General features: G+C 36.4%; 20 protein-coding genes. 13 read left to right on the top strand and 7 right to left on the bottom strand.

Annotation, left to right across the window (positions count from 1 at the left end; translation table 11 throughout):
* Window positions 1–67: 67 nt before the first annotated feature.
* Both EG359_RS16005 and EG359_RS16000 read left to right on the top strand, forming a co-directional pair.
* A complete protein-coding gene (locus EG359_RS16005; protein ID WP_076353145.1) occupies window positions 68–1,660 on the top strand; it encodes a SulP family inorganic anion transporter in 1,593 nt (530 codons plus the stop codon).
* 55 nt (window positions 1,661–1,715) lie between these two features.
* Window positions 1,716–2,351 carry a carbonic anhydrase gene (locus EG359_RS16000; RefSeq protein ID WP_076353144.1) on the top strand — a complete coding sequence of 212 codons (636 nt, stop codon included), beginning with the start codon at window positions 1,716–1,718 and terminating at the stop codon, window positions 2,349–2,351.
* 192 nt (window positions 2,352–2,543) lie between these two features.
* On the opposite strand, the gene pth is transcribed toward EG359_RS16000, so the two are convergent.
* The 7 genes from pth to mfd form a co-directional block, all read right to left on the bottom strand.
* Window positions 2,544–3,107, bottom strand: coding sequence for an aminoacyl-tRNA hydrolase (pth, locus tag EG359_RS15995; protein ID WP_076353143.1), 564 nt, complete (start codon window positions 3,105–3,107; stop codon window positions 2,544–2,546).
* A gap of 85 nt (window positions 3,108–3,192) precedes the next feature.
* Window positions 3,193–4,113 (bottom strand): hypothetical protein, encoded by a 921-nt coding sequence (locus tag EG359_RS15990; RefSeq protein ID WP_076353430.1) that lies wholly within the window; start codon window positions 4,111–4,113, stop codon window positions 3,193–3,195.
* A 100-nt stretch (window positions 4,114–4,213) separates the two neighbouring features.
* Window positions 4,214–5,098, bottom strand: a complete 885-nt coding sequence (locus EG359_RS15985) for a hypothetical protein (protein ID WP_076353142.1) — start codon at window positions 5,096–5,098, stop codon at window positions 4,214–4,216.
* A 149-nt stretch (window positions 5,099–5,247) separates the two neighbouring features.
* Window positions 5,248–5,982, bottom strand: a complete 735-nt coding sequence (locus tag EG359_RS15980; RefSeq protein WP_076353141.1) for a hypothetical protein — start codon at window positions 5,980–5,982, stop codon at window positions 5,248–5,250.
* A gap of 9 nt (window positions 5,983–5,991) precedes the next feature.
* Window positions 5,992–6,816 (bottom strand): hypothetical protein, encoded by an 825-nt coding sequence (locus EG359_RS15975; RefSeq protein WP_076353140.1) that lies wholly within the window; start codon window positions 6,814–6,816, stop codon window positions 5,992–5,994.
* A gap of 3 nt (window positions 6,817–6,819) precedes the next feature.
* Window positions 6,820–7,644, bottom strand: a complete 825-nt coding sequence (locus EG359_RS15970; protein WP_076353139.1) for a hypothetical protein — start codon at window positions 7,642–7,644, stop codon at window positions 6,820–6,822.
* Between the two features lie 352 nt (window positions 7,645–7,996).
* Window positions 7,997–11,365: a transcription-repair coupling factor gene (gene mfd / locus EG359_RS15965; protein WP_076353138.1), complete on the bottom strand. Its 3,369-nt coding sequence runs from the start codon at window positions 11,363–11,365 to the stop codon at window positions 7,997–7,999.
* A 254-nt stretch (window positions 11,366–11,619) separates the two neighbouring features.
* Between mfd and EG359_RS15960 the strand changes: the two genes are divergently transcribed.
* The 11 genes from EG359_RS15960 to EG359_RS15910 all read left to right on the top strand — a co-directional run bounded on the left by EG359_RS15960 (window position 11,620) and on the right by EG359_RS15910 (window position 25,996).
* On the top strand, window positions 11,620–12,015 hold the full coding sequence (locus tag EG359_RS15960) for a hypothetical protein (RefSeq protein WP_076353137.1): 396 nt from the start codon (window positions 11,620–11,622) through the stop codon (window positions 12,013–12,015).
* A 176-nt stretch (window positions 12,016–12,191) separates the two neighbouring features.
* Window positions 12,192–12,503 (top strand): hypothetical protein, encoded by a 312-nt coding sequence (locus EG359_RS15955; protein ID WP_076353136.1) that lies wholly within the window; start codon window positions 12,192–12,194, stop codon window positions 12,501–12,503.
* 133 nt (window positions 12,504–12,636) lie between these two features.
* Window positions 12,637–14,136 carry a GH3 auxin-responsive promoter family protein gene (locus tag EG359_RS15950; RefSeq protein WP_076353135.1) on the top strand — a complete coding sequence of 500 codons (1,500 nt, stop codon included), beginning with the start codon at window positions 12,637–12,639 and terminating at the stop codon, window positions 14,134–14,136.
* 69 nt (window positions 14,137–14,205) lie between these two features.
* A complete protein-coding gene (locus EG359_RS15945) occupies window positions 14,206–14,568 on the top strand; it encodes a hypothetical protein (RefSeq protein ID WP_076353134.1) in 363 nt (120 codons plus the stop codon).
* 92 nt (window positions 14,569–14,660) lie between these two features.
* The gene (locus EG359_RS15940) at window positions 14,661–15,896 is read left to right on the top strand and encodes an MFS transporter (protein WP_076353133.1); all 1,236 of its coding nucleotides are present in this window, start codon (window positions 14,661–14,663) and stop codon (window positions 15,894–15,896) included.
* 301 nt (window positions 15,897–16,197) lie between these two features.
* The gene (locus EG359_RS15935) at window positions 16,198–16,794 is read left to right on the top strand and encodes a hypothetical protein (protein ID WP_076353132.1); all 597 of its coding nucleotides are present in this window, start codon (window positions 16,198–16,200) and stop codon (window positions 16,792–16,794) included.
* A gap of 135 nt (window positions 16,795–16,929) precedes the next feature.
* Window positions 16,930–19,002, top strand: coding sequence for a T9SS type B sorting domain-containing protein (locus tag EG359_RS15930; protein WP_076353131.1), 2,073 nt, complete (start codon window positions 16,930–16,932; stop codon window positions 19,000–19,002).
* A 108-nt stretch (window positions 19,003–19,110) separates the two neighbouring features.
* Window positions 19,111–21,261, top strand: a complete 2,151-nt coding sequence (locus tag EG359_RS15925; protein ID WP_076353130.1) for a T9SS type B sorting domain-containing protein — start codon at window positions 19,111–19,113, stop codon at window positions 21,259–21,261.
* A gap of 152 nt (window positions 21,262–21,413) precedes the next feature.
* A complete protein-coding gene (gene dnaB / locus EG359_RS15920) occupies window positions 21,414–23,000 on the top strand; it encodes a replicative DNA helicase (protein ID WP_076353129.1) in 1,587 nt (528 codons plus the stop codon).
* Between the two features lie 90 nt (window positions 23,001–23,090).
* Window positions 23,091–23,567: a ribonuclease HI gene (gene rnhA / locus EG359_RS15915; protein ID WP_076353128.1), complete on the top strand. Its 477-nt coding sequence runs from the start codon at window positions 23,091–23,093 to the stop codon at window positions 23,565–23,567.
* Between the two features lie 161 nt (window positions 23,568–23,728).
* Complete coding sequence (locus EG359_RS15910; RefSeq protein WP_076353127.1) at window positions 23,729–25,996, top strand: T9SS type B sorting domain-containing protein; 2,268 nt, start codon at window positions 23,729–23,731, stop codon at window positions 25,994–25,996.
* Window positions 25,997–26,017 lie beyond the last annotated feature (21 nt).

The raw sequence follows: 26,017 nt of genomic DNA, 5'->3' as shown, positions 1-26,017 counted from the left end.
TTTTCCAATCTTTTATAATTGATTATTTAGGAATAGATCAATCGGTTATAATATTTTCAAAAATATCATGAAAAAAACATCATTATTAGGAGGAATCAAGGAGAATTTCCCTTCCGGGCTCGTTGTATTCTTAGTAGCGCTTCCCCTGTGCTTAGGAATCGCCCTAGCTTCGGGAGCACCGCCTTTATCCGGAATTATTTCTGGAATTGTAGGAGGTCTTGTAGTAGGATTTCTTAGTAATTCAAATATTTCGGTTTCAGGACCGGCTGCCGGTCTTACTGCTATTGTTCTTACCGCAATCACTGATCTTGGAGCATTTGAACTGTTTCTTTGTGCCGGGATTATTGCTGGATTAATGCAATTAATTTTGGGATTCGTTAGAGCAGGTAGTATTTCCAATTATTTCCCAAATAACGTTATTGAGGGAATGCTTGCAGCCATTGGTATCATTATTATTCTAAAACAGATTCCTCATGCATTGGGATTTGATAAAGATTATGAAGGAAATCAGTCTCTTTTCAGCAATGGAATTAATTTTAATTATTTCACAGAGTTGTTTGGAGCTGTTCATCCCGGAGCAATTATTGTCACAGCAGTATCTGTAGGTATCCTTATTGCATGGGACAGAATACCAGGTCTTAGAAGATTGAAAATGCTTCCCGGAGCATTGGTTGCCGTAGTTGCCGGAATCCTTTTAAACGAGGCATTCAAATTTTCGGGAAGTGCATTGGCTATTGGTACAGAGCACTTAGTATCTCTACCGGTACCACAGTCTTTGGCGGATTTCAAAAACCTGATTGTAATGCCTGACTTCGGAGGATTCACTAATCCTAAAGTATGGATCGTGGGAGCAACTATTGCCATTGTAGCTTCTATTGAAACCTTACTGTGTATTGAAGCATCGGACAGGCTAGATAAGCAAAGAAGAATTACAGATACCAACCTTGAGCTTAAAGCGCAGGGAATAGGAAACCTTATAAGTTCATTCATCGGAGGGCTTCCTATGACGTCCGTAGTGGTAAGAAGCTCTGCCAATGCCAATGCAGGTGCTACCTCCAAGTCATCAGCCATGATCCATGGAGTTCTTCTACTGGTATGTGTACTTACCATTCCTTTCATCCTAAACCTAATACCACTGGCAACTCTTGCTGCAGTATTAATTTTGGTGGGATATAAACTGGCTAAGCCTGCTACATTCAAACATTTCTGGCATCTTGGAAAATTCCAGTTTGTACCATTTGTAGCAACAGTTGTGGCAGTTGTAGCAACAGACTTGTTAAAAGGAGTTGGAATTGGTCTTGCCATCTCTATTTTCTACATTCTTCAGGGAAATATGAAAAGAGCTTATTATTTAAGCCGAGAAAAGCTGGATGATGCCGATGGAATTAAAATCAAACTGGCTGAAGAAGTTTCATTCTTAAACAAGGCAGCCATCAAAAAAACATTGAAGAACATTAAGCCTAATTCCAATGTAATCATTGATGCAAGAGAAACATCATATATTGCAACAGATGTATTGGAAATGATCCAGGATTTTGCCAATATCCGAGCTAAGGAAGAGGATATTAATGTAGAGCTCTTAGGCTTTAAAACCTCGTACAGGGATTATGAAAGAAGTGAAGATTCTCACATCTTGATTACCCACAAAAGAGCTATGTAAGCTCACTTATCATCAACTATTTTAAAATTTAAAATTCGAAAAACAATTAAATTATATGAAAGCACATACATACGAAACCCAGTCATCAATTACCCCTGAAAAAGCATTAAACTTTTTAAAAGAAGGAAACCAAAGGTTTGTAAATAACCTTAAAGCAAACAGAGATCTTCTGGAGCAGGTAAACGCGACCCGCGAAGGACAGTGGCCTTTTGCTGTGGTTTTAAGCTGTATAGACAGCCGTACTTCTGCAGAACTTATTTTTGATCAGGGGTTGGGAGATGTTTTCAGTATCAGAATTGCCGGTAATTTTGTTAATCAGGATATTCTTGGTTCAATGGAATTCGGATGTAACGTTGCGGGTTCTAAACTGATCGTAGTTTTAGGGCACACGAAATGTGGTGCTTTAAAAGGAGGTCTTGATGCTGCACAAATTGAAGGACTGGGAATGGATAATCTAAATCACCTGATCAATCATTTTGATCCCATCATCAATGAAGTGATTGAAGAAAATGAAGAGCGTTCATCAAAAAACAGTTCACTTTTGGAAAGGCTTAATCAGCAGAACGTAAGAAGTGCAATTGAAGACATCCGCAGACAGAGTTCAACTCTTAAAAAGCTTGAAGAAGACGGTAAGATTAAAATCGTTGGAGCAAATTACGATGTTGAGACAGGCGCTGTAAGCTGGTTATAACATCATTTCATTTCAGCTAGTTACAAAAAAAATAATAGATAAAATAGAGCATCGCTCAGATAAATTGATTGGAAATTAATTTTTAAAGCACGTCAGAAGGCCATCGGAAATCCGATGGCCTTTTTTATTTATTCAAATTGAAATTCGATTATCTTTTATAAAAACATTTTATTAGACTAACAAGCTTGTGCTTTATTTACCATTGAAAGCTGACATTGTATTGCTGATTCCTGCAAAAACAAAAGAGAGACTGGCTTTTGAAAAAGTCTCAATTCTCTCGGAAAGCTTTTCGGTTTCTTCTTCGTTCCAGGTTCCCAACACATAATCTACCTGTCGGCCTGCAGAAAAGTCTGCAGAGATTCCAAAACGAAGTCGTGCATAGTTTTGAGTTTGTAACACTTCATTGATATTTTTAAGCCCATTATGACCTGCATCAGAGCCTTTCCCCTTCATTCTCAATGTTCCGAAAGGAAGGGCCAAATCATCCGTCACAATCAAGACATTCTCCAAAGGAATATTTTCTTTCTGCATCCAGTACCTTACAGCATTTCCTGAAAGATTCATATAGGTATCCGGCTTAAGGACAAAAACTTTTCTGCCCTTGTACTTTCCCTCTGCCATCCAGCCGAAGTTAGCGGTATTAAATGATACCTCAAGTGCTTCAGCTATTTTCTCTGCAACTTTAAATCCTATATTATGTCGTGTATTTTCATATTCTGAGCCTTTATTCCCCAGCCCAACTATTAAATATTTCATCAGAAATTTTTTGCAAAATTAAGGGATAAAAAATAAAAAACTCAACCTTAGGAAGATTGAGTTTAAATATTGTTAAAAAACTATTCTATTGTGGTTTATAGATATAGTTAACACCATATCCTTTTGTCATATAGGTCTGCAGATCATATGCATAATTAGTACTCTTTACAACCGGAACAGGAATAGGCACTGTTAAATCAGTAACCGACCATCTTTTCGGGTTATTTGGAGATAGAATAAGACTTTCTTTATCGTTGATTATAGTAGATAACAATCTTGAAATCTTATAGGCTTGTGGTAATAATGTGAACGGACTGATCTGATCATCATACGCATAATACTCATAGCTGTATTTTTTATTAGGTGCATTATTGACAAGTCCATAATGTCTTATAACCTTAGACACATTATCCCCAGTATAAGAATAAGCCGTTTTGGAGTAATTTGTAAATGCAAACGGAGTTCCTGTCACTTCCACCCCATTCTTCATATCGATAGAGTCCAGTTTTGCAGTTGCAGGGTTGTATACTATTCTGTAAAGAGACTTTTCTTTACGTAATAATGTTTGCGGTCCAGGAGGATCTGTTGGTAGAACAGGTGGTGTTCTTCTAAAAATAGAACGGTTCTCAGAGATCGTTTGTAACTTGCTGTTGTTTCCATAATTAAACAACTGAGTATAAGATACACTATCCTTGTCAAGCTTTCCATTTCCATCAAGATCTAGGAAACCATTAAAGCTAATCTGGCTTATTTTATCACCACTATACATAATATCTGTAATAGATGCACTGTCTGTGATTACTTTGCTAACAAGAAGCCCGCTATAATGATATTCTGCAAGGGTATCCTTAGCTGTAATTTCTCTATATAATGCTCTGGGGCCATTCAGACCTCCTGTATTATTCAGATCCAATAAAGGATTCCCGTCTTCATCTAATAAATTTTTGCAGGAATGTATTGAAGAAAAGCCTGCAATTAATAAGATAAAATAGAAAATTTGTTTCATTTTCAGGTAATTGATTATTTTTTTGACAAATATAATTTTTTTTTGCATAAAAATTATATTATTATTTATATTCTGATAAGATTAATAATTATATCTATACCTATAAATTTTTATAGGTAAATGTAAATTTCTGATTTTTTTCTGCCATAGGATATCCTTGATTATCATAAGAATAACTCTGACCCGTATTAACAGATGGAGTTGGAGGTGGCATATCAAAATACATTGACGTAGGATTATTCGGAGACATCTTATAGAAATTAGTAGGATCCATTAAGCTTCGTACTATAAAATAGTTCTTAGGAAGCAAAGAAAATGCGCTTTTCTTTGAATCATAATTTTGAAAACTATAGGTAGTCTTCACAGCAGTTGTCATTTCAGGTGCACCATTGATATCAAGTATCCCTTTTTTGCAAACAGCCTGAGAAATATTATCTCCTGAATAAACAAAAGTATATTCTATAAACTTATTATAGGCAGATATTCCTCCTTCTTTTCTTTTTTCAAGAATTTTAGTAAGCTTATCTGTTGCATCGTAAGTAAAAGCATAATCACTTAAATGAGAAAGCGCAGGCGTTGCACCTGTTGCAGTACATGATGCTGAAGAAATTTTACCTTTTTCACCCGGCACAATATCAAAACTATAACTAAGGCTTGCAGTGGCAGGACTTACAAACTTAACTTTGGTGATATTCTTTTTTGTATTATCACCAGGGTCATCCGTATAGGTTAATGTACCTGTATAATAGGTATTACTCGCTTTCTCATCTTTAAATAGAGTTTGCTCCAAAACGCCTTTACTGGTTGACACATATTCTTCATAAAGGCTTGTATCCATCATAACCTTTGCAAGAATTTTTGGTACAGCGGGCCCATCGTCAGGGTTCGGTATTGACTCTGTGGGATCCTGTGTTGTATTACATGAAGCCAGCAATCCAAAAAGAGCAATACCGGCAAACATTTTAAGAAAATAGTTTTTTACCATAAAAAATTTTTAACTTGCTCAAATATAATTCAATTTTCAACAAGAAGTAGTACTTTATCCTTACAAATTCACAAAGAACAGCGTTAATAAACAAAAAAATCTAAAAACATAACGTTTTTAGATTCTGATTTATTATATAAGTCCCAAAATTAATACGGCTGAAGTACAGATGTTGTTAATACAGACTGTGACATATCACTGTTTAGGAATGTTGCATCCACAGCTCTTCCAATACCCAGTGTATTACCCGAAATTGCTCTTTTTATGCAGGCAACTTTAACTTTATATTGATTTTGAGGAGTAAGGTTAGCTAATGTAGCGTTAAGGTTAAAAATTTTATAGGCTCCACTTTCTCCTAATAACACCTCTGTTCTTACAGCTCTAAGCGTATCATCTACAAAAACACCGCATGCAAAACTTGCAGAATTATTTCCTGTTTTTTGCACTGTTGTCTGAAATGAGAATGTCACCTTATTATTACCATTGGTAACAGAAAAAGTATCTGAAGCCGAAGGAATTACAGTCCATCCGTTTATGGAATTTCCCTCATAATAAGGAACAGATTGCCCGTTATTTCCTGAGAAAGAAACTCCTGTTTTATCCGCAACAGTATTGATAGAAAATAAAGACATACTTCCCATCCCATCAGCAATTTTGACCGCCTTCCAATCATTGGCCGGCAAATCAGTATTATTGTGAAAAATATCTCCAGCTAGCCCCGATGATCCTTTTAAATTATTAGTACCTCCGGTTCTTAATTCTTTTCTGACATTAATGTCTCCGTTCACATCAAGTATATTGACAGGATTAGCTGTATTAATACCCACTTGAGCGCTTGCAAATCCGATAAACAATAAAAATTGAACAAAAAATATTTTTTTCATAATTGGTTTTTAATTTACTATTATCGGGTTAAATACTTGTGGAACCTCATATACATCTACCTTTAGGGATGATTGAGAAATGAAATCGTTAATGTTTGTACTGGTATTTGTTCCAATGGATAGCTTTCTAAGAGTTTCTCCATAGGAAGCCAATCTTGAGCACGCCACATCTACTTTATGATTTCCCTTGGGAAGATTCTCTACAATACCAATTTGATTATGGGTAAGGAAAGGAAAAGAAGAGTTGATTGCCTTTAAGTTTCTCTGTCTAAGATTGATCAATTTATTGTCTACAAAAATACCGCATGCATAGTCTATCGAAGTATCATCAGCATTCGCAGAAACGGTAGAGAAATCCGCCTGCACCACAGTTTCAAACTGAAAATAAGCCTTACTCTCTGTACTGAAAACACTAATATCCTGTGACAGTCCTGCAATTTTTTTAAATCCTTTCAAACTGCTAATATCAGCCCCCTTCACAAATGTAGCAGCCTTAGAAGTCGTTGAACTTACTTCATCACTGGATGCAAATATAATTCCCACCTTGTCTGAAAAAGAGTTATTGAATATCAAATAAAATTTATTAGGTTCATATTCAGGAATACGAAGTGTTTTCCATATTGGAGCAAAACCTTCCCCCTGAGAAACCAGTAACTGATCATTATTTCCTTGAGAAAGGCTATTATCGGTAGTATTGAGTACAACAATTTTTTGTCTTAGGTTCAAATCTCCGTTTACATCAATTTTTGCTTTCGGAGAATCAGTATTGATTCCAACCTGAGCTGACAATAGCAAGCCCGAGGCAAGAAATAAGGTTGATAATATTTTTTTCATCACTTAATTATTGGTTTTATAACTTACATATTCAATGACATCCATCTTCATGGTAGATTCCAGAGTAAATGCATTGGATGCACCATTGGAAGACTGAACATCACGTCCAATTGCAAATTGAGAAAGAGAGCTTGAGGTAGTAATCTTTCTACATCCAATTTCAATTTTGTGTAATCCTACCGGAACATCAAGTTCTGTATAATTAAGAGTGAAAATATAATCCTGAAGACCGCCTTTGGCATCGTTATTATTGGAAGCTACTCTGTCCGGACGTACCGCAACCAGCTTACCATTTCTGAAAACGCCACAAGCAAATCTTATGTTTTGTGAAGTTGTAGATACAGGTGCCTTCATTTCAATCCCAGTCTGAAACTGATAGGTAAGTCTGTTTTTTCCATTCTTGATGGTAAAACTATTTTCAAGACCTGTAATTTTAGCCCATTTTCCTTTGCTTGTGTCTGCGATATCATCTCCAACATTATTTGTATAGATACCATCACCCGCAACGCCATTAGAAAGAGATATAATACCCGTTTGATCTGACGACAGATATGAATTAATCAATTTATACTGTCCCTCTTCCATAAAGGATACATTCAATGATTTCCAGATAGGAGCCTGCCCCTCTCCTTGGGAAACCAAAACCTGGCCATTCAAACCTGCATTTCCTGCCTGAGTTGAAGACCCGCCTACTCTAAGTTCTTTTCTTAAGGTGGTTTTACCATTTACATCGAGCATTGATTTTGGTTTATCAGTACCGATTCCCACCTGTGCGTTAGCATAGAAAGATAGAAGTCCAGCCGCGCAACAAAATATAATTTTTTTCATAATAAGGACTGCAAAGGTACAAATTGAAGTCCATAAAATTCCAGTTACGTATACTTAAACCTATAGAAATAAACACATTACAACATAGAATTAATCACACAAAAAAGTAGAATTATTTCTACATAACTCTACTTTTATTTTTTTCTTCGAACAAAAAAAGTCCCCAAGCCCTTACTGTGCCGAGTATTAGAAACTTTTTTTAGTCATTGAAAGGTGATTTTCACCGTGTTAAAAAGGGGTTAATTCTCTTAAGCATGAGTATTCTTAGAGAAAAAACTGATAACAATCACAAAAAAACATATAAAAACTTAAAATTTTATATGCTTTTTTATGGTTTGCAGAAAAATATACTTTAATTATGTTCAATTATAGCTTTTAATAAAACATTGACTTCATCTACATTTTTCACTCTTTCTTTTCTCATCATAAGCTGATTTCCATCTTTACCAGATTTTTCCTTAAGCTGAGCTTCTGCTGGGTTGCGAGTTAAATAATTAATGATATGCCTAAATCGATCTGTCTGATAAAACTTATCCTGAGGGTTACCCGGGAAATATCCCAGAAACACGCCATTCTTCATAACAATCTTCTCAAAACCAATGTCTGCTGCAAGCCATTTCAAGGAAACACTCTTTAATAAGTTTACAGCCTCCTTAGGCAACGCTCCAAAACGGTCAATTAATTCAAGTTCGAACTTATGCAGATCGTTTTCATTATTAATTTCAGCAAGTTTCTGATACAGCAACAGCCTTTCCTCAGTATTGGAAATATAGAAATCCGGCAACATCAATTCTAAATCTGTATCAATATTGACATCTTTCACAGATTTGAAAAGCTTCTGCCTGTCTTCTTCATTTTCAAACAGACTTTCAAAATCAGCATCATCTTTCAATTCCTCAAGTGCCTCCTGCATTAGTTTCTGATAGGTTTCAAACCCCATTTCATTGATAAATCCACTTTGTTCTGCTCCTAATAAATCTCCCGCACCACGAATCTCAAGATCTTTCATTGCAATCTGAAAGCCACTTCCCAAATCAGAAAACTGTTCAATTGCCTCCAAACGTTTTCTGGCATCAGAAGTCATCATATCATAAGGCGGGGTAATAAGGTAGCAAAAAGCTTTTCTATTACTTCGCCCCACTCTTCCTCTCATCTGGTGCAGATCCGCCATTCCGAATCTTTGGGCATCATTGATGAAAATCGTATTGGCATTCGGAACGTCTACTCCACTCTCTACAATGGTGGTGGAAACAAGAACGTCATACTTTCCTTCCATAAAATCCAGTACATTCTTCTCAAGTTGTTTTCCTTCCATCTGCCCATGTCCTGTAATCACCCTTGCATCCGGAACCAAGCGCTGAATAAGCCCTGCAATATCTTTCAGGTTTTCAATTCTATTATTGATAAAATAAACCTGTCCGTCCCTTTGAAGTTCATAAGAAACAGCATCACGAAGAATTTCTTCACTGAATCCGATCAACTGGGTATCTACAGGCTGTCTGTTTGGTGGTGGAGTCTTGATTACAGACAAGTCTCTTGCAGCCATTAATGAAAACTGCAGTGTTCTGGGGATTGGTGTTGCTGTTAATGTAAGTGTATCTACATTACTTTTAAGGGTCTTCAGCTTATCTTTCACAGAAACTCCGAACTTATGTTCTTCATCAATAATTAACAATCCTAAGTCTTTAAATTTAACTGAACTGCTTGCCAATTGATGGGTCCCAATAATAATGTCCACCTTTCCGTTTTTAAGGTTATCCAGAGTTTCAGATTTCTGCTTGGCAGTTCTGAATCTGTTGACATAGGAAACATTTACCGGAAAGTCCTTAAGTCTTTCTTTAAAACTTCTGTAATGTTGAAATGCCAAAATAGTTGTTGGTACTAATACCGCAACCTGTTTTCCATCTGTAGCAGCTTTAAAGGCAGCACGGATTGCTACTTCTGTTTTACCAAAACCCACGTCACCACAAACTAACCTGTCCATTACAGTATCAGCTTCCATATCTTTTTTCACATCAATGGTTGCTTTTTCCTGGTCAGGGGTATCCTCATAAATAAAGCTTGCCTCCAGCTCATTCTGCAAATATGAATCCGGTGTATAAGCAAAACCTTTGGCGGTTTTTCTTTCAGCGTATAATCTGATAAGGTCAAATGCAATTTGCTTTACCTTAGCCTTTGTTTTTTGTTTTAAGGTCTTCCATGTTGGAGAACCTAATTTACTCAATACAATTTCTCGTCCATCAGGCCCATTATATTTGGAAATCTTATGCAGGGAATGAATACTTACATATAATAGGTCTCCATTTTTATAGGTTAGCTTAAAACATTCCTGAATTTTGCCATCATTATTTACTTTTACCAACCCCATAAACTTACCGATTCCATGATCGATATGGGCAATATAATCACCAATCTTTAAAGACATCAAATCCTTTAGGGTAAGTTGTTCTGACTTTGCAAAAGTATTTTTTGCCTTATACCTTTGATAACGATCAAAAATTTGGTGATCCGTATATACCAAAAGCTTATGTCCATTGTCCACGAATCCTTCATGCAGCTCGGATTTGAAGCTTTTAAAAGGAAGTTCATGTTCAAGTTCTTCGAAGATAGATTCCAGCCTTTCTTTCTGCTTCTCCGTTGAAAAAGAAATCCAGGTATCAAACCCTTCATTTTGTTTTTCTTCTATGTCTTCAATAAGGAGTTCAAAGTTTTTATGGAAAGATGGCTGTGGAAGCTGTTCCATTTTAACTTCTGCAATATCTTTTAAGCCCTCAATAGCTGCATTTCCAAAATCAATTGTCTTAAATTTTTTATAATCAAATAAAAACTCCTGATCGGAAATAAAAAGTTCTTGTGGCGCTCTATGTGCAATATCCTTATTTAAGGTATCATATTTTTCAAGGGATTTTTCGTAGAATGTTCTGATCTTCTGCATCCCTACCATTCCATTCCTGGAAACAACATAGCTTTCCTTAGGTAGAAGCTGCAGTAACGACACTCTACTTCCGGTTACAGAAAAATTCATGTTGGAAACCAATTGAAAATCCTTGACCTTATCTACTGAAAGTTGGGTTTCAATATCAAATGTTTTAATGCTTTCCACCTCATTACCAAAGAAAGTAATCCTGTATGGCTTTTCATAGGAATAAGAAAATACATCCACAATTCCTCCTCTTACAGAGAATTCCCCCGGTTCAGAAACAAAATCAGCCTGCTGAAAGTGATAGTGGTTGAGCAATTCATCAACAAAATCAAAATCCAGCTGGTCACCTACCTTTATATGATGAGAAATTGCCTTGAAATCTTCTTTCTTTAATACCTTTTCAGATAAGGCTCCGGCATAAGCTACAATAACCTTTGGAGATCTCCCGGAATTGATTTTATTCAAAACCTCAGTCCTTAAAACCAAATTGGCATTCTGTGTTTTCTCTACCTGATAAGGTTCAAGATGGGTTGCCGGAAAATAAAGTACCTTTTCTTTTCCAAGCAGGTCTTCCATTTCTGTATTGGCATATAATGCATCTTCCTTATCATCTACCAAATAAAGAATATGTTTTTTCTGAACCAAAAAAAGTTCAGCTACAAAGACGGATACTGAAGATCCGGCACTTCCTTTCACAGCAATATGCTGATTATTTTCTAAATGGCTAAAAATCTCTTTTCCAAATTCTTTTTGCAATAGATCAGGAAGAAACTTTTCGTTGATGGATTTTAACTGCATAAATTGTAATGGTATAAAACGACAAAAGCGATTTCGGGAGTTTTCCGAAACCGTTTACGCTATGACAAAGGTAAGAATATTTTTTTCTTTCAATAAAAACGGGTTGACTTTCAAATTTAAAATGAACAACTTAGGCTGTCTAAATCTTAATTTTTTGCTAATTTATTTAATTACCTGTTAAAATAACCCGAATATTTTCTCATGGCATAATGTTTGGCTTTTTAAGCCTACCGAACATTAAAGAGAATAGTATTATGAAAAAAGCAATTAAAATCTTAGGAATTCTTATGCTGTTGATTTTCACAGCATCATCGTTTTCGTCGTGCAGCAGGGATGATGACCCTACCAACAACGACTTTTTCGCAGGAACGTACAAAGGAAGTGTTTCTTACAACGACGGAGGCTCTACCAACATCAGTACTGATAACGGGAGTGTTTTCGTAACAAAAATCGCCAGTGGTACCAAGTACAATTTTGCATTTTCAAACAGCATTCCTGATCTGAATGGAATTGAATTTGAACAAAAGGGAGACAACACTCTTGTGATGATAGGTTCTACCGCAACTTCCTACATTAGAATTGACAATAATACATTGAAGATTTTATATATTAAGGATGGTAAGACCTGGACAGCCAACTGTACCCGCTAAACAAACTATTTAATACACAAAGGCCTGCTTTCATTTCTGAAAGCAGGCTTTTTATATTTCGGATGGTTCTTTAATTTTTTTTTAAGCTGTAATAAACTTTAGTTAAGTTTAAAAATCCAATTTTTTTAGCCTGCTTTTTGTATATCTTTAATCAACAAAAACAAATCGTAATTCTTATGAAAAAATTATTATCTGCAATGTCATTAATCTTAGGATTAGGACTTGCTACTGCCCAGCAGACTGCTCCCGCTACAAGTACTACGGCTCATCAACCGGCAAAAGTAATGAAACCTGCAAAACCAGTTGAGGCAAAAGCTGCAAAACCAGCTGAAATGAAGACTGTAAAACCAGCAGAAGCAAAACCGGCTAAGCCAGCGCAACCTGCTGCTAAAATGAAAAAAGATGGTACTCCGGACAAGAGATATAAAGACAATAAACATCTGAAAAAAGACGGTACACCAGATAAAAGATATAAAGTAAACAAATAAGCATAACATTAACATATAGTTGTTATTTTCATAATCAAATTTCGAGAAACCGATGAACAAGTTCATCGGTTTTTTTTATGCCATGTTTTATAAAAATGGTTCCAAATTCTATACTTATTTATAAATTTGACACATGTTAAACTTCTTCAAGAAAAATGCAGCGCTTATTTGGGCAAAAAAACATGTCCAAAAGACAGAGGAATTCAAAAAAAACGCAGAAAAAAACCAGGAGGATTTATTGATTTCTCTTGTATCTACGGCTCAAAAAACACTTTTTGGACGTGAGCATGATTTTAAGAATATTCACTCTGTAAAAGAATTTCAGGACAGCGTTCCCGTTGCGGATTATGAAGATCTGAAACCTTACATTGAAAGAGTAAAAAAAGGACAGGCCAATATTCTCTGGACAGAAACACCTGAATATTTTGCCAAAACCTCCGGAACTACTTCAGGGTCTAAGTACATTCCTATCTCTAAAGAAGGGATGCCCTTTCAAATTGCGGGAGCTCAAAGTGCACTTTTCCACTATATCAGCAAAAAAAACAATGCAGACTTCGTTAACGGAAAAATGATTTTCCTACAGGGAAGTCCTGAATTAGAAGAAGTTTTCGGGATAAAAACAGGAAGATTATCTGGTATTGTAGCCCATCATATTCCTAATTACCTGCAAAAAAATCGCTTACCAAGCTGGGAAACTAATATCATGGAAGACTGGGAAGCCAAAGTAGACAAAATAATTGAGGAAACCGAGCATGAAAACATGACACTGATCTCAGGAATTCCGCCATGGCTTATTATGTATTTTGAAAAGCTTACTGAAAAACATGGAAAAAAGATCAAACAACTATTCCCTAATCTACAGCTTCTTGTTACCGGAGGGGTTAATTATGAACCTTACCGCGATAAAATGGAGGACTTACTGGGGGGCAGTGTAGATATTATTCAGACTTTTCCGGCTTCTGAAGGGTTCTTTGCTTTTCAGGATGATTACACTAAGGAAGGGCTTCTACTCTTGACCAACCACGGTATATTTTATGAATTTATCCCCTTGGAAGAGTATGGAAAACCTGGTGCAACAAGATTGACCCTAAAGGATATTGAACTTAACAAGGACTATGCGTTGATTCTTACAACCAATTCCGGATTATGGGCCTATTCCATTGGTGATGTTGTCCGATTTATTGATAAAAATCCGCACAGGGTATTGGTAAGCGGCAGAACAAAGCACTTTACCTCAGCGTTTGGAGAACATGTAATCGCCTTTGAAGTTGAGGAGGCCATGAAAGCAACTCTTGAAAAATACCCGGCACAGATTACGGAGTTCCATCTTGCTCCACAGGTGAACCCAAGTGAGGGACTTCCCTATCACGAATGGCTTATAGAGTTTGAAAAGGATCCTGAAAATCTGGAAGTATTCCGAGATGAACTGGATCTTCAGCTTAGAAACAGAAATACGTATTATGACGATCTGATCTCTGGAAATATTTTACAGAAACTTAAGATTACAAGGCTTAAGAAAAATGCATTCCATGAGTATGCAAAATCCCAGGGAAAGTTGGGAGGTCAGAATAAGACTCCAAGATTGGCCAATGACAGAAATGTTGCAAATATCTTAGAAATTTACAAATTTTAAAGATATTTTTTCAATTCCAAAAACGTATATTCGAAAAAAATTATAAATTTGAAAAACTAAAAGAAAATAATGAAAGCATCTGTACTGTTGAAATCATCTCTATTAACGTCTTTATTTGTTATTACATCTTGTGCTACTACAAAATACAGCGAGGATGTTTCTAAAAATAATTATTCTAATCTGGAAGCTGGAAAAATATATAAGGTTACCATGAAAGACGGATCTCCTAAACAGAAAATACTATTCAGAAATATTGTTGGAGATAACCTTGTAGGTACAGCCGGAAAAAAAGACAGTACAGTAGTAACCATTCCTAAAGCAAAAGTAGCAGCAGTAAAAGACCAAAGAAAAGCTAGAATTGCAACAGGTGCGGCCATCATTGGTGCAGCAGGAGTTGCAGCCATTGTGATCAGTTCTTCAAGAGCAGACTAAAATAGATATTATCTTTCAAAAGGTATTTACTATATCTTTTAAAAAACCACATATAAATAGCCCTAAATAAATTTTTAGGGCTATTTTTGTTCATGATTTCCTTTACCCCCCTAAAAACATTACAAAATATTGAATTCAGAAATCTTCTAACGGGAAGATTTTTTATTGTTTTAGCTTTCAGAATGCTTGCCACATTATTGGGATGGTGGGTGTATCAATTAACAAAAGATCCCTTTTCCATAGGCCTTATCGGGCTATCTGAGGTAATTCCTGCCGTAAGCTGTGCCTTGTATGCCGGCCACGTTATTGATATGAATGAAAAAAAGAGGCTGTTGCTTATCTGTAACTACGCTTATATTTTTCTAATTGGGCTTTTGCTTATTCCAGCTTTCCTTAATGTAGAAATGCATTTCACAGGCCATCAGATTACCTATTTTATTTATGGTGTGATATTTTTCACCGGAATTGCCAGAGCCTTTATTGGTCCTATTGTTCCTTCTATGATTCCAAAGATCGTAAAGAAAGAAAATCTGCCTAATGCCGTTACCTTAAACCAAGCTACTTTCCTGATATCTTCTGTATGCGGACATGCACTAGGAGGAATCTTGATTGGATATTTTGGAGTACAATGGACACTGGTGGTTATTTTATCCCTCATATTTGTGGCTTCTCTATTTTTCTGGCAGCTAAACAAACAATATTCTGAACATAAAAAGGAAGATGTAAATGTTGTGGAGAGTATGCGTGAGGGGATTTCCTATATTTTTAAAACGAAAGAAATTCTTGGAGCTTTATGTCTGGATATGTTTGCTGTACTCTTTGGAGGTGCGGTAGCCATGATTCCTGTATTTGCTACTGACATTTTAAAGTCAGGCGCTGAAGGCTTTGGACTGCTAAATGCTGCTTCTGATATAGGTTCTATGTGTATCATCACTCTTTTATCCATCGTACCTTTACGAAAAAATCAGGGAAAAATACTTCTTGCCGTAGTTACCGGATTTGGAATCTGCATTATTGGATTTGGGCTATCTAAGCTTTATTGGATTTCTTTTATGTTCCTTGTAATAAGCGGAATGCTGGACGGAATTTCTGTGGTAATCAGGGGAACCATTGTGCAGTTAAAAACACCGGATCATATAAGAGGACGAGTTCTGAGTGTGAACTCAATTTTCATTATGTCCAGTAATGAAATGGGACAGTTTGAGAGTGGAGTTATGGCCAAGTTATTAGGTGTAGTACGGTCTGTAGTATTTGGAGGATGCATGACTGTTCTTGTTGCTCTTGCGGTAGGAAGCACCAATCCTAAGCTAAGAAAAATGCAATATTAACAAGTTCATTATTAACCAAATACAAAAATAGCAAGACACCGACCTAAATTCGATATACTTAAAATGAGAATAGAATATTTTTCTATTCTCATTTTATATTTATACCTATTTATTAAAAATATTTTCCTTCATTTATACGCAATTTAAAATCAAAGCGTTATTATTATTACGATCTCCATATAATTTAACATTAAACAAAAAATGCAATATCAAAAAACAACATGGCACATTCATTAAATATATCTCAAAATCTTTAATTTAACGTTAATAATTTTTTATATTTGCTACAAATATCCCCTTTATGAATAAACTTTTATTTATTTTAGGCTTTTTCGTGACTGGTTTTTGGGTAAGTGCTCAGACTTTTTCAGATCAAGCTTTACAGCAGTCCGTCCAGCAACTCAATGATGCCAAGACAGACGGTGACTACGATACTCTCTTTACTATATTTTCGGAAACTAAAACTTCAGAAAAATGGAAAGCTAACTACTATGCTGCAGTGGCAATGTATTCCAAAGCTCAGTATTTATTAAAAAATACAACAAACATACCCATTGCTGAATCGAATGAACTGGCAAAAAAATTTGCAATACAAGCACTCGCTTCCGAAAAAAACAATGGAGAAATTAATACTCTTCTGGGGCTTATTCATATACAAAAAATCAGAATAGTAGCTTCTACAGACCCTCAAAAGGATTTGAAAACAGCTATCGGATATATGACAAAAGCAGACTCTCAACTAAAGAACAACCCAAGACTTACACTTCTAAAAGCTGAAATAGCTGAACTTTCCAACAACAAAATTGAAGCTATAAAATTGCACCAAACGGCAATAAGTGAATTTAAAGATCCTTCTGCTGGTTCTCCAAACTGGGGCAATCAGCTAATAGAGCACTAAGCCTAATAGAGACCATGATGTTTCGATCAGAAGAATAATATTTTATAACGGCATATAAATTATCTCTTCAGGATTAAAAATACACATTGCTCTTTTAACAATCATAGTTTTAATATTTGTTTTAAACATTCTCCTATGAAAAAAATACTACTCATTTTCTTAATAATATTTTCACATATTGCATATGCACAATCAGATTGTTCAACGGCAATGGCAGTATGTGGAAACACAACTATTTCGTACACCCCCAATGGCCATGGTGATACCCTGGAAACCATTGGAGGCTGTCTTAGTAATGAAAGATACTCAGTATGGTACTCCTTTACCATTGCTACAGGAGGAACTCTTACTTTTGAAATTGTTCCCAATGACCTGGGCAATGACTATGACTTTGGAGTATTTGGCCCTAATAAATCATGTGCCAGCCGAGGTACTCCAGTCCGTGGATCCTATGCTGTAACAAGTGGAATTACCGGCCTTAATATGACTGCTACAGACTTGTGTGATCCTGTAGGCGGAGACAGATGGGCAAAATATATGGATGTATTACCCGGAGAAACTTATTATCTCATCGTAAACAACCATAGTGAATCCGCGAATGGTTTCATCATGAAATGGGGAGGAACCGCTACTTTAGCATCTCCATTTACAGATCCAAACATACAGCCCCACCCATTCATTCCTCCTGGAGTTGCCGGAGCAACCCCTGCAGACCCGAGAGAAGTTCCTATCTGTAGTAATCCTGCGCTTTTTGACTTTTCATCTTTATCAGCAGGAATCATCAATGGAAACCCTAACTTCACGGTTACTTATCACCATAATCAAAATGATGCTTTAACAGCGAATAATCCTATTACAACCCCTCTTAGCGTAGGTATAACAACGGAATATTATTACAGCATCAGCTATACAGATCCTGTTGATGCCAATAATCCGATAAATAAATGTAGGCAAACCGGTAAGTTTAAGTTCAAGGACGGAACCATTGTAGCAAAGGACGCTACGCTAACCATGTGTAACAACAATAATGCAGGAACAGCTGTTTTTGACCTTACTACAGCAGATGTTTTTGCAGACCCTACTGCTACAAAAAAATATTACCCTACAATGTATGACCTGAACGCAGGAACAAATGAGATTACTTCAATTTATCAGTTTGTTTCAGCAGAAGGAAAAATATTTGTAAAAGTAACTTCTCAATATGGATGTGTAGACACTGCTGAAATTACCCTTAAATTTCACCCAATAGTTATTGCAAAAGATGCCTCCATGAGGGAATGCTTCATAGAAACAAACCCTTCTACAGCTTTGTTTAACTTAGAAAACGCTGCGGTTGTAACACCAACGGCTGGTACTACAAAAAGATATTTCCCATCATTAATTGATGCTGTAGATATTACGAATGAAATTTTAAATCCTACAACTTACATTGCACCAACTGGTGTTGTATATGTGAGAGTGGGCGATAGCAGAGGATGCTATACCGTTGTTAAGATTAATCTAACGGTAATTCCTCCTGTAAAATCTACTGTACTGAAAGACAAAATCATTTGTGTAGAAGACAAAACGACTCTGGATGCAGGACCTGGATTCAAAAGTTATGAATGGAGCACTGGTGCTACTACTCAGATAATTAAAGACGTTGGAGTGGGAACTTACTGGGTAAAACTTAAAACAGGAGAATGTATTACAACTCAAACTGTAAAAATCTATCCTTCTGAGCAACCAGTAATAACGAGCATTGATGTATCAAACACTACATTAACTGTAAATGTTATTGGCGGCGCCCCTGATTACAAATATTCCATAGATAATATTATATGGCAGGATTCTAATGTATTTAACAATATTGCAAGAGGCAGTTACAAGGTATATGTAAAAGATGCTTATGATTGTGATCCTATTGTAGTTTCCGTACTGGTTCCTAATTTGATCAACATTATTACACCAAACGGAGACGGAGTAAATGATGTATTAGATTATTCTGCAATTGCCGACAAACAAAATCTGGTATTCAATATTTTTGACAGATATGGTGTGAAAATTCACCAAGCTGACAAATCCAATGGATACAAATGGGATGGGACTATTGCTGGTAAAAAGATACCTACCGGCACCTACTGGTACTCTTTAACATGGAATGAGAATGACAAAAAGAACACTCCTTTCAAATTCTCAGGATGGATTATTGTAAAAAACAGAGAATAATTCCTAAAACATAAACCGAAAAAGCCGCTTTTGGCGGCTTTTTCTCTACAAAAAATGATAAAAAAAATATATTTCTCTTAATTTTGTTTCACAAAAATCATTTTAACAATGAAAAAAATATTACTCTTTTTTATTTTACTCATAACACAGAGCATTTACTCGCAATCAGACTGTGTTTCAGCAATTCCCATCTGTGGAAACTCTGACATTTCCTACACCCCTTCCGGAGTAGGAAATATTGTAGAAATCCTTAAAGATAATGGCGGATGCCTGGGAAGTAATGAAAAGTATTCCGTTTGGTATACTTTCACTGTTTCAACGCCAGGAACACTTGCATTCACCATTAAACCCAATGACCCCGGAGACGATTATGACTTTGCTATATATGGACCAACTGCCAATGGATGCGCTTCTTTACAGGATGCCAACCATGTTTTTGTACAGCCAATAAGATGCAACTACGACGGTGCTAAAGGAGATACAGGACTGGATATTGCCATGGCCCCGCCCGCAGTATTCCCTACCTTTCCTCCAGGCGCTACTAACAGTATGAATACTGGTAAATGGTGTCCTTACCTGAATGTTTTACCTGGTGAAACCTACTATTTGATCATTGACAACTGGGATAAATCCCCTAATGGATTCTCCATGATCTGGACAGGTACTGCTAGTTTAAGTTCAGCATTTAATGATCCTGTTTTGGCTCCGTTCCCATTCATCACTCCTGGAGTTCCTGCAGCTGATGTAGCTGACCCAAGTAAAGTAATGGTGTGCGGGCTTCCTACACAATTTAACTTTTCAACTCTTACCGCAGGAATCATCAACGGAAATAGTTCTGACTTCCAAGTAACTTATCATAAGAATACCAATGATGTTCTTACAGGAGATAATCCTCTTACGATTGAAACCGTAGATGGAGTTAAAACATATTATTACAGAATTGTATATCATGATCCAAATAATGCTAACAACCCGGCCAATGGCTGCTTCATTACAGGTAAATTTAAGTTTGTAGATGCAAGTATAAAGGCTAATGCAGCCTCTACTTTATTTTCATGTAATAATAACTATGCAGGTACTGCAGCATTTGATCTTACGACAGCCAATGTATTCACAGGTACAGGAGCCACTATTAAATACTATCCTACTCAAGCGGACCTGAATGCAAACACCAATGAGATTACAACTCCTACCAATTATATTTCTACGGAAAAAACGGTATATGTGAAAGTAATTTCTTCATTTGGATGTACGGCAACAACTACCATTCTGTTAAAGTTCCACCCAACGGTTATACTAAAAGATGCACAAATTGAGAACTGTTATATTGAAAATGACATTACGCGTTCTACATTCAACCTTACAAAAGCATCTATAGGAGTACCGAATCCGGAACCAACAGGAACGGTAATAAAATACTACAAAACGATAGCTGATGCGAAAGACGAAACCAATCCAATTTCAAATCCAACGACTTACCTTTCAGAAAGCACTGTAGTGTATGTAAGAGTTAACAATGCACAACAATGCTACTCTATTGCCCAAATCACCTTAAAAGTTCTGGCACCAGTAAAATCAACTGTTTTAAAGGATAAAACTATTTGTCCAGACAGTAAAACAACATTGGATGCAGGACCTGGATTTAGCAGTTATGAATGGAGTACCGGCGAAACATCACAATCTATTAGTAATGTTCCTGTAGGTACATATTGGGTAAAGCTTCAGACAGGAAGATGCTTCACAACTCAGGAAGTAAAAGTACGTCCTAGTCTACAACCTGTTATTTCCAATATTGAAATCAGCAATAACAGCTTCACCATTACTGCTACAGGAGGTGTACCCCCTTACAAATATTCTATTGATGGAACAACATGGCAGGATTCTAATTCCTTTAAAGGATTACCGAGAGGAGAAAACACAGCATATTTGAAAGATTCTTACAACTGTACGCCTATTCAGGTTACTGTTACAGTTCCTAACTTAATTAATGCCATTACTCCAAACGGAGATAACATTAATGATGTAATTGACTATTCAGCTCTATCTTACAAGAAAAACCTTATATTTATTGTATACGATAGATACGGAAACAAGCTTTATGAAGCCAATAAGATAAGAAATTACACTTGGGACGGAACCGCATCCGGCAAAAAAATATCAACAGGAACTTACTGGTATACAATTTCTTGGAATGAAAATGACAAGAATAATACCGAAACAAAATACTCAGGATGGGTATTGGTAAAAAATAAAGAGTAAGCTTTCTATCATAGAATAAAAAATCATCCCGTTTGGGGTGATTTTTTTTATCAACATTATCAATCTCCTATTTACCGCATTTTCTAAACAAGTGCTAATAATTTGTTGAATACTATTTTTTTAATATTTTGTAAATAAACTATCTTTGCACTATGGCGCAGAAAGAAACATTATCATCCCTTACCCACGGAAACTTTGCAAAAGAGCTATCTATTGCGGATGGAAAAATGCCTCCTAATGCAGTGGATTTTGAAAGACTTGTCGTAGGAACTTTTTTGATTGACAAAAAAGGTCTTGACCATTCCATTGACCTTCTTACCCCAGAAGTATTTTATGATCCCAGACACCAGGTCATTTTCTCTACCATATTAAAGCTTTATGAAGGGAACCATCCTGTAGACTTAATGACTGTCATTCAGGATTTAAAGAAAGATGACAAACTAAGCCAGGCAGGTGGTGATCACTATATTATTGATCTTACCATGGGGGTAAGTTCATCTGCCCATATTGAATACCATGTACGTGTAATTCTTGAAAAATATATTTTAAGAAGTCTTATTAATGTTTCCGCAAATGTAATTGACTCTTCCTATAAAGAATCAACGGACGTTTTTGAACTTCTGGACAAGGCCGAACAATCTTTTTTTGAGATCACTAACGGAACCATTAAGAAAGGTTTTGATACAGCAAACTCATTGGTAAAACAAGCCATCGACACCATCAAATCTCTAAAGGACAAAGAGGGAATCTCAGGGGTTCCATCAGGATTCAGAGATATAGACAAAGAAACCGGTGGATGGCAAAATTCTGACCTTATCATTATTGCAGCACGTCCGGCGATGGGTAAAACAGCATTCCTTCTTTCCATGGCAAGGAATATTGCAGTGGGACATCAAATCCCTATGGCTCTATTCTCGCTCGAGATGGCATCTGTACAGCTTATCACAAGGATGATTGCGTCCGAAACAAAGATTTCATCTGAAAAACTTCGTAAAGGAACCTTGGATGATGAAGAATGGCAAAGACTTTTCTCCAACGTATCTGAGTTGGAAAACGCACCTTTATATATTGACGAAACCCCTTCTCTTTCCATATTTGACTTCCGTGCAAAGTGCCGAAGACTGGTAATGCAGCACGGCGTAAGGCTTATCATGGTCGATTATCTCCAGCTGATGACAGCAGGAAGCAGTGGAAAAGGAGTTGGAAACCGTGAACAGGAAATCTCCATGATTTCACGTTCATTAAAGGCAATTGCAAAAGAACTTAACGTACCGGTAATTGCACTTTCCCAGCTATCGCGAAGTGTAGAAACCCGCCCGGGAAAAAGACCTCAGCTTTCAGATCTAAGGGAATCCGGAGCAATTGAGCAGGATGCCGATATTGTATCCTTTATCTTTAGACCGGAATATTATAAAATTACTGTTTGGGATAATGATGATGAAGGGCAGGAAACATCTACAGAAAACCAGGCCGAATTGATTATTGCAAAACACAGAAATGGTGCAACAGCAGATGTCAGATTATCTTTCCTAAAGCATTTTGCAAAATTTGGTGATATTGAGGCTGCCTTTGATAGTAATGCAGGAGGCGGATACCCATCCAACTTCGGTGAGCCAAGCGGCTTTGATAAGATTAAAACAACCATCCAGCCAGGAGCAGCATTTGATCTTCCGGACAGCTCAAAACTTTCCGGGTCATCTATGAATGATTTTGATGATGATGATGATTTCCCATTTTAAGACTTTAAAATCAGGACATTGTAATCGGCATTAAGACATTTGTAGTCTTGTGGCTCTATTAAAGATAATTCAATTTTTATATAATTAAGTTTGAGAATCGAAATTTACACCGATGGTGCTTGTAGTGGAAATCCCGGAAAAGGCGGATATGGAATTCTCATGCGTGTTCCTGAAAAAAACTACCAAAAAACGTTTTCAAAGGGTTTTAGAAAGACCACCAATAACAGAATGGAGCTCCTTGCAGTGATTACAGCAATGGAAAAACTGAAGTCTGCAGAAAATGATATTCATGTGTACACAGATAGTAAATATGTTGCAGATGCCGTAAACCAAAACTGGATCACAGGATGGATTAAAAGAGGTTGGAAAAATGTAAAAAACCCAGATCTCTGGAAAAAATTTATTGAACTCTACAACAAGCATACCCCTACAATGCATTGGGTAAAGGGGCATGCCGGGCATTTTGAAAATGAACTTTGTGATAAACTAGCCGTTGCTGCAGCCAATTCTCCTGATCTTGATATTGATACTTATTTTGAAGGATTAGACAACAATTCTCTCTTTTAATCAATTAACACAATTCAAAAATTTGCCCTATAACATTCATTATTTCATCACAAGAAATACTGTTTAATGAATAATAATTAATTTTTTTAACAAAATTAACATTAAATACATATTTTTCAACTAGGATTTAATATCTTTACTTCATCCTAAATCCCAGTTAAATGAATAAAAATTTATTGTTTTATTTTTCAATTCTTTTATTCTGCCTATCCGAAAATTTTTCCGCACAGACCTATCAACTGACCGGAACACCTATTAATACTACAGGATGGACTGTAGTACCTTCCGCCACTACAAGCGGAGATTTTGTCATGTTGACTGATGATGTAGGAAACAGTTCGGGAGCAATAAAGTTAAATGATCCCATCAATTTAAAATATTGTGACAAATGGAAAGTAGAATTTGATTTTAGAATTAACGGAAACGGCATACCCGGATTTGGAAAAGGAGACGGTTTTGCTTTTTGGTACTTAGCCAACCCTCCTATTACCAGCCAACAGGGATCTGGGCTGGGAATCCCACAAAATGCCATAGGTCTCATGGTGGGGTTTGACATTTACAACAATACCACAAGCTCGCAAATGAGCAAGGTACACATTGCCTATGGCGTAGTTCCCAATACAACAGATACGAACAACATTGAGTTTTTCAACACCACAGGGAGTTCATTCCACTCGGCGGATCTTAACACTACACAATCTTTTATAGGAGATACTTATAAACATGTAGAAGTAACAGGTCAAATTGATCCCGCTACCCCTACCAACTGGATTATAACGGTAAAAATAGATGGTAATACAATTACTTCTCAATCATTTGCACCATCAGGAGGTGCCACAACAATGACTCAGGGATATTTTGGGTTTTCAGCTTCTACTGGAGGGGCTTCAGCAAGAAACTCCATTAAAAATGTAAAAATATATACTGACAAGGTTCCTATTTTACAAACTTCAACGACTCAATCATTTTGCCCCAATCCTACTACAGGATATGGAAATGTGAATTTAACGAGCTTTAATTCTCAGTTTGTAAGCAACCCTGGAAATTATACATTCACTTATTATCCTTTAGGTAGCTCTACTCCTATTAGCAGCCCTGCCAGCTATCAGTTTAATGCCAATACAACAGTTACTGTCGTTATTAAAGATAATGCCGGAATACTTTGTGATAATCCTGATGGAAAGATTCAGCTTGTACTGGCGGCATTCAAGGCAGAAGATAAAACTCTTACCGAATGTAATAACAACAAGGCAGGAACAGCCACTTTCAATCTAACCTCAGCTAATGTAACCAGCGTACCGGGTGTTACTAAAAAATATTATAAAACGCTTAATGACTTGAATGCAGGAACTAATGAAATCCTGTATCCTGATAACTATCTTTCTGCTCCCGGAAACGTTTATGTTAAAGTAACCACCCCACAAGGATGTACAGGCACAGCAAAAATCAGCCTTACTTTTTACCCTGAAACTCCTGTAAAAGAAGCAACTCTACAATCCTGTTTTATTGAAGATAATATCTCCAATGCTATATTCAATTTAACCACTGCAGATATAACTTCATTAACAACCGGTGTCACCAAAAAGTACTATACTTCTGTAGAAAATGCTATTAACGGAACCAATGAGATTTCCAATACTCTTCAATATACCTCAACAAGTACTGCAATATATGCCAAGGTAACTGATACCAATGGATGCTTTACCATTGCTAAAATTAATCTTGTTGTACTTCTTCCTGTTAAATCTTCAATTCTGAAAGACAAAACCATTTGCATTGAAGAGAAAACAGATCTGGACGCAGGTCATGGCTTCAGTGAATACACCTGGAGCACGGGAGCTACAACGCCCTCTATTAAAGATGTAGGAGTAGGAACCTATTGGGTAAAGCTTAAAACAGGAAACTGTATTACAACTCAAATTGTAAAGGTATTACCATCTCCTAATCCTGTTGTTTCAAGTATTGATATCCATAACAACACCATTACGGTAAATGTTGCTGGTGGAACAGCTCCTTATCAATACTCCTTAAATGGATCAACATGGCAAATCTCAAACACTTTTACCGGTTTAGCCAGAGGAGAAGTAAAGGTTTTCGTGAAAGATTTCTACAACTGCGTTCCTGTTGAAGTACAAATTACGGTACCTAATCTCATCAACGTGATTACTCCAAACGGAGACAATATCAATGATCAAATAGACTATTCTGCATTGGCTTACAAAAGGAATTTACTATTTGTAGTGTATGACAGATATGGAAATAAAATTCATGAGGCAGGCAAAATAAGAAATTTCACATGGGACGGAATGGCTTACGGAAAAAGAGTTCCGACAGGAACTTATTGGTACACCATTTCTTGGAATGAAGACAATAAAAACAATACTGAAACTAAATATTCCGGCTGGGTATTGGTAAAAAACAGAGAATAGACAATCTCAGGAATACATCAT

Source organism: Chryseobacterium joostei (assembly GCF_003815775.1).
In the GTDB taxonomy this organism is placed as follows: domain Bacteria; phylum Bacteroidota; class Bacteroidia; order Flavobacteriales; family Weeksellaceae; genus Chryseobacterium; species Chryseobacterium joostei.
This window is presented reverse-complemented; position numbering and strand designations above follow the sequence as displayed.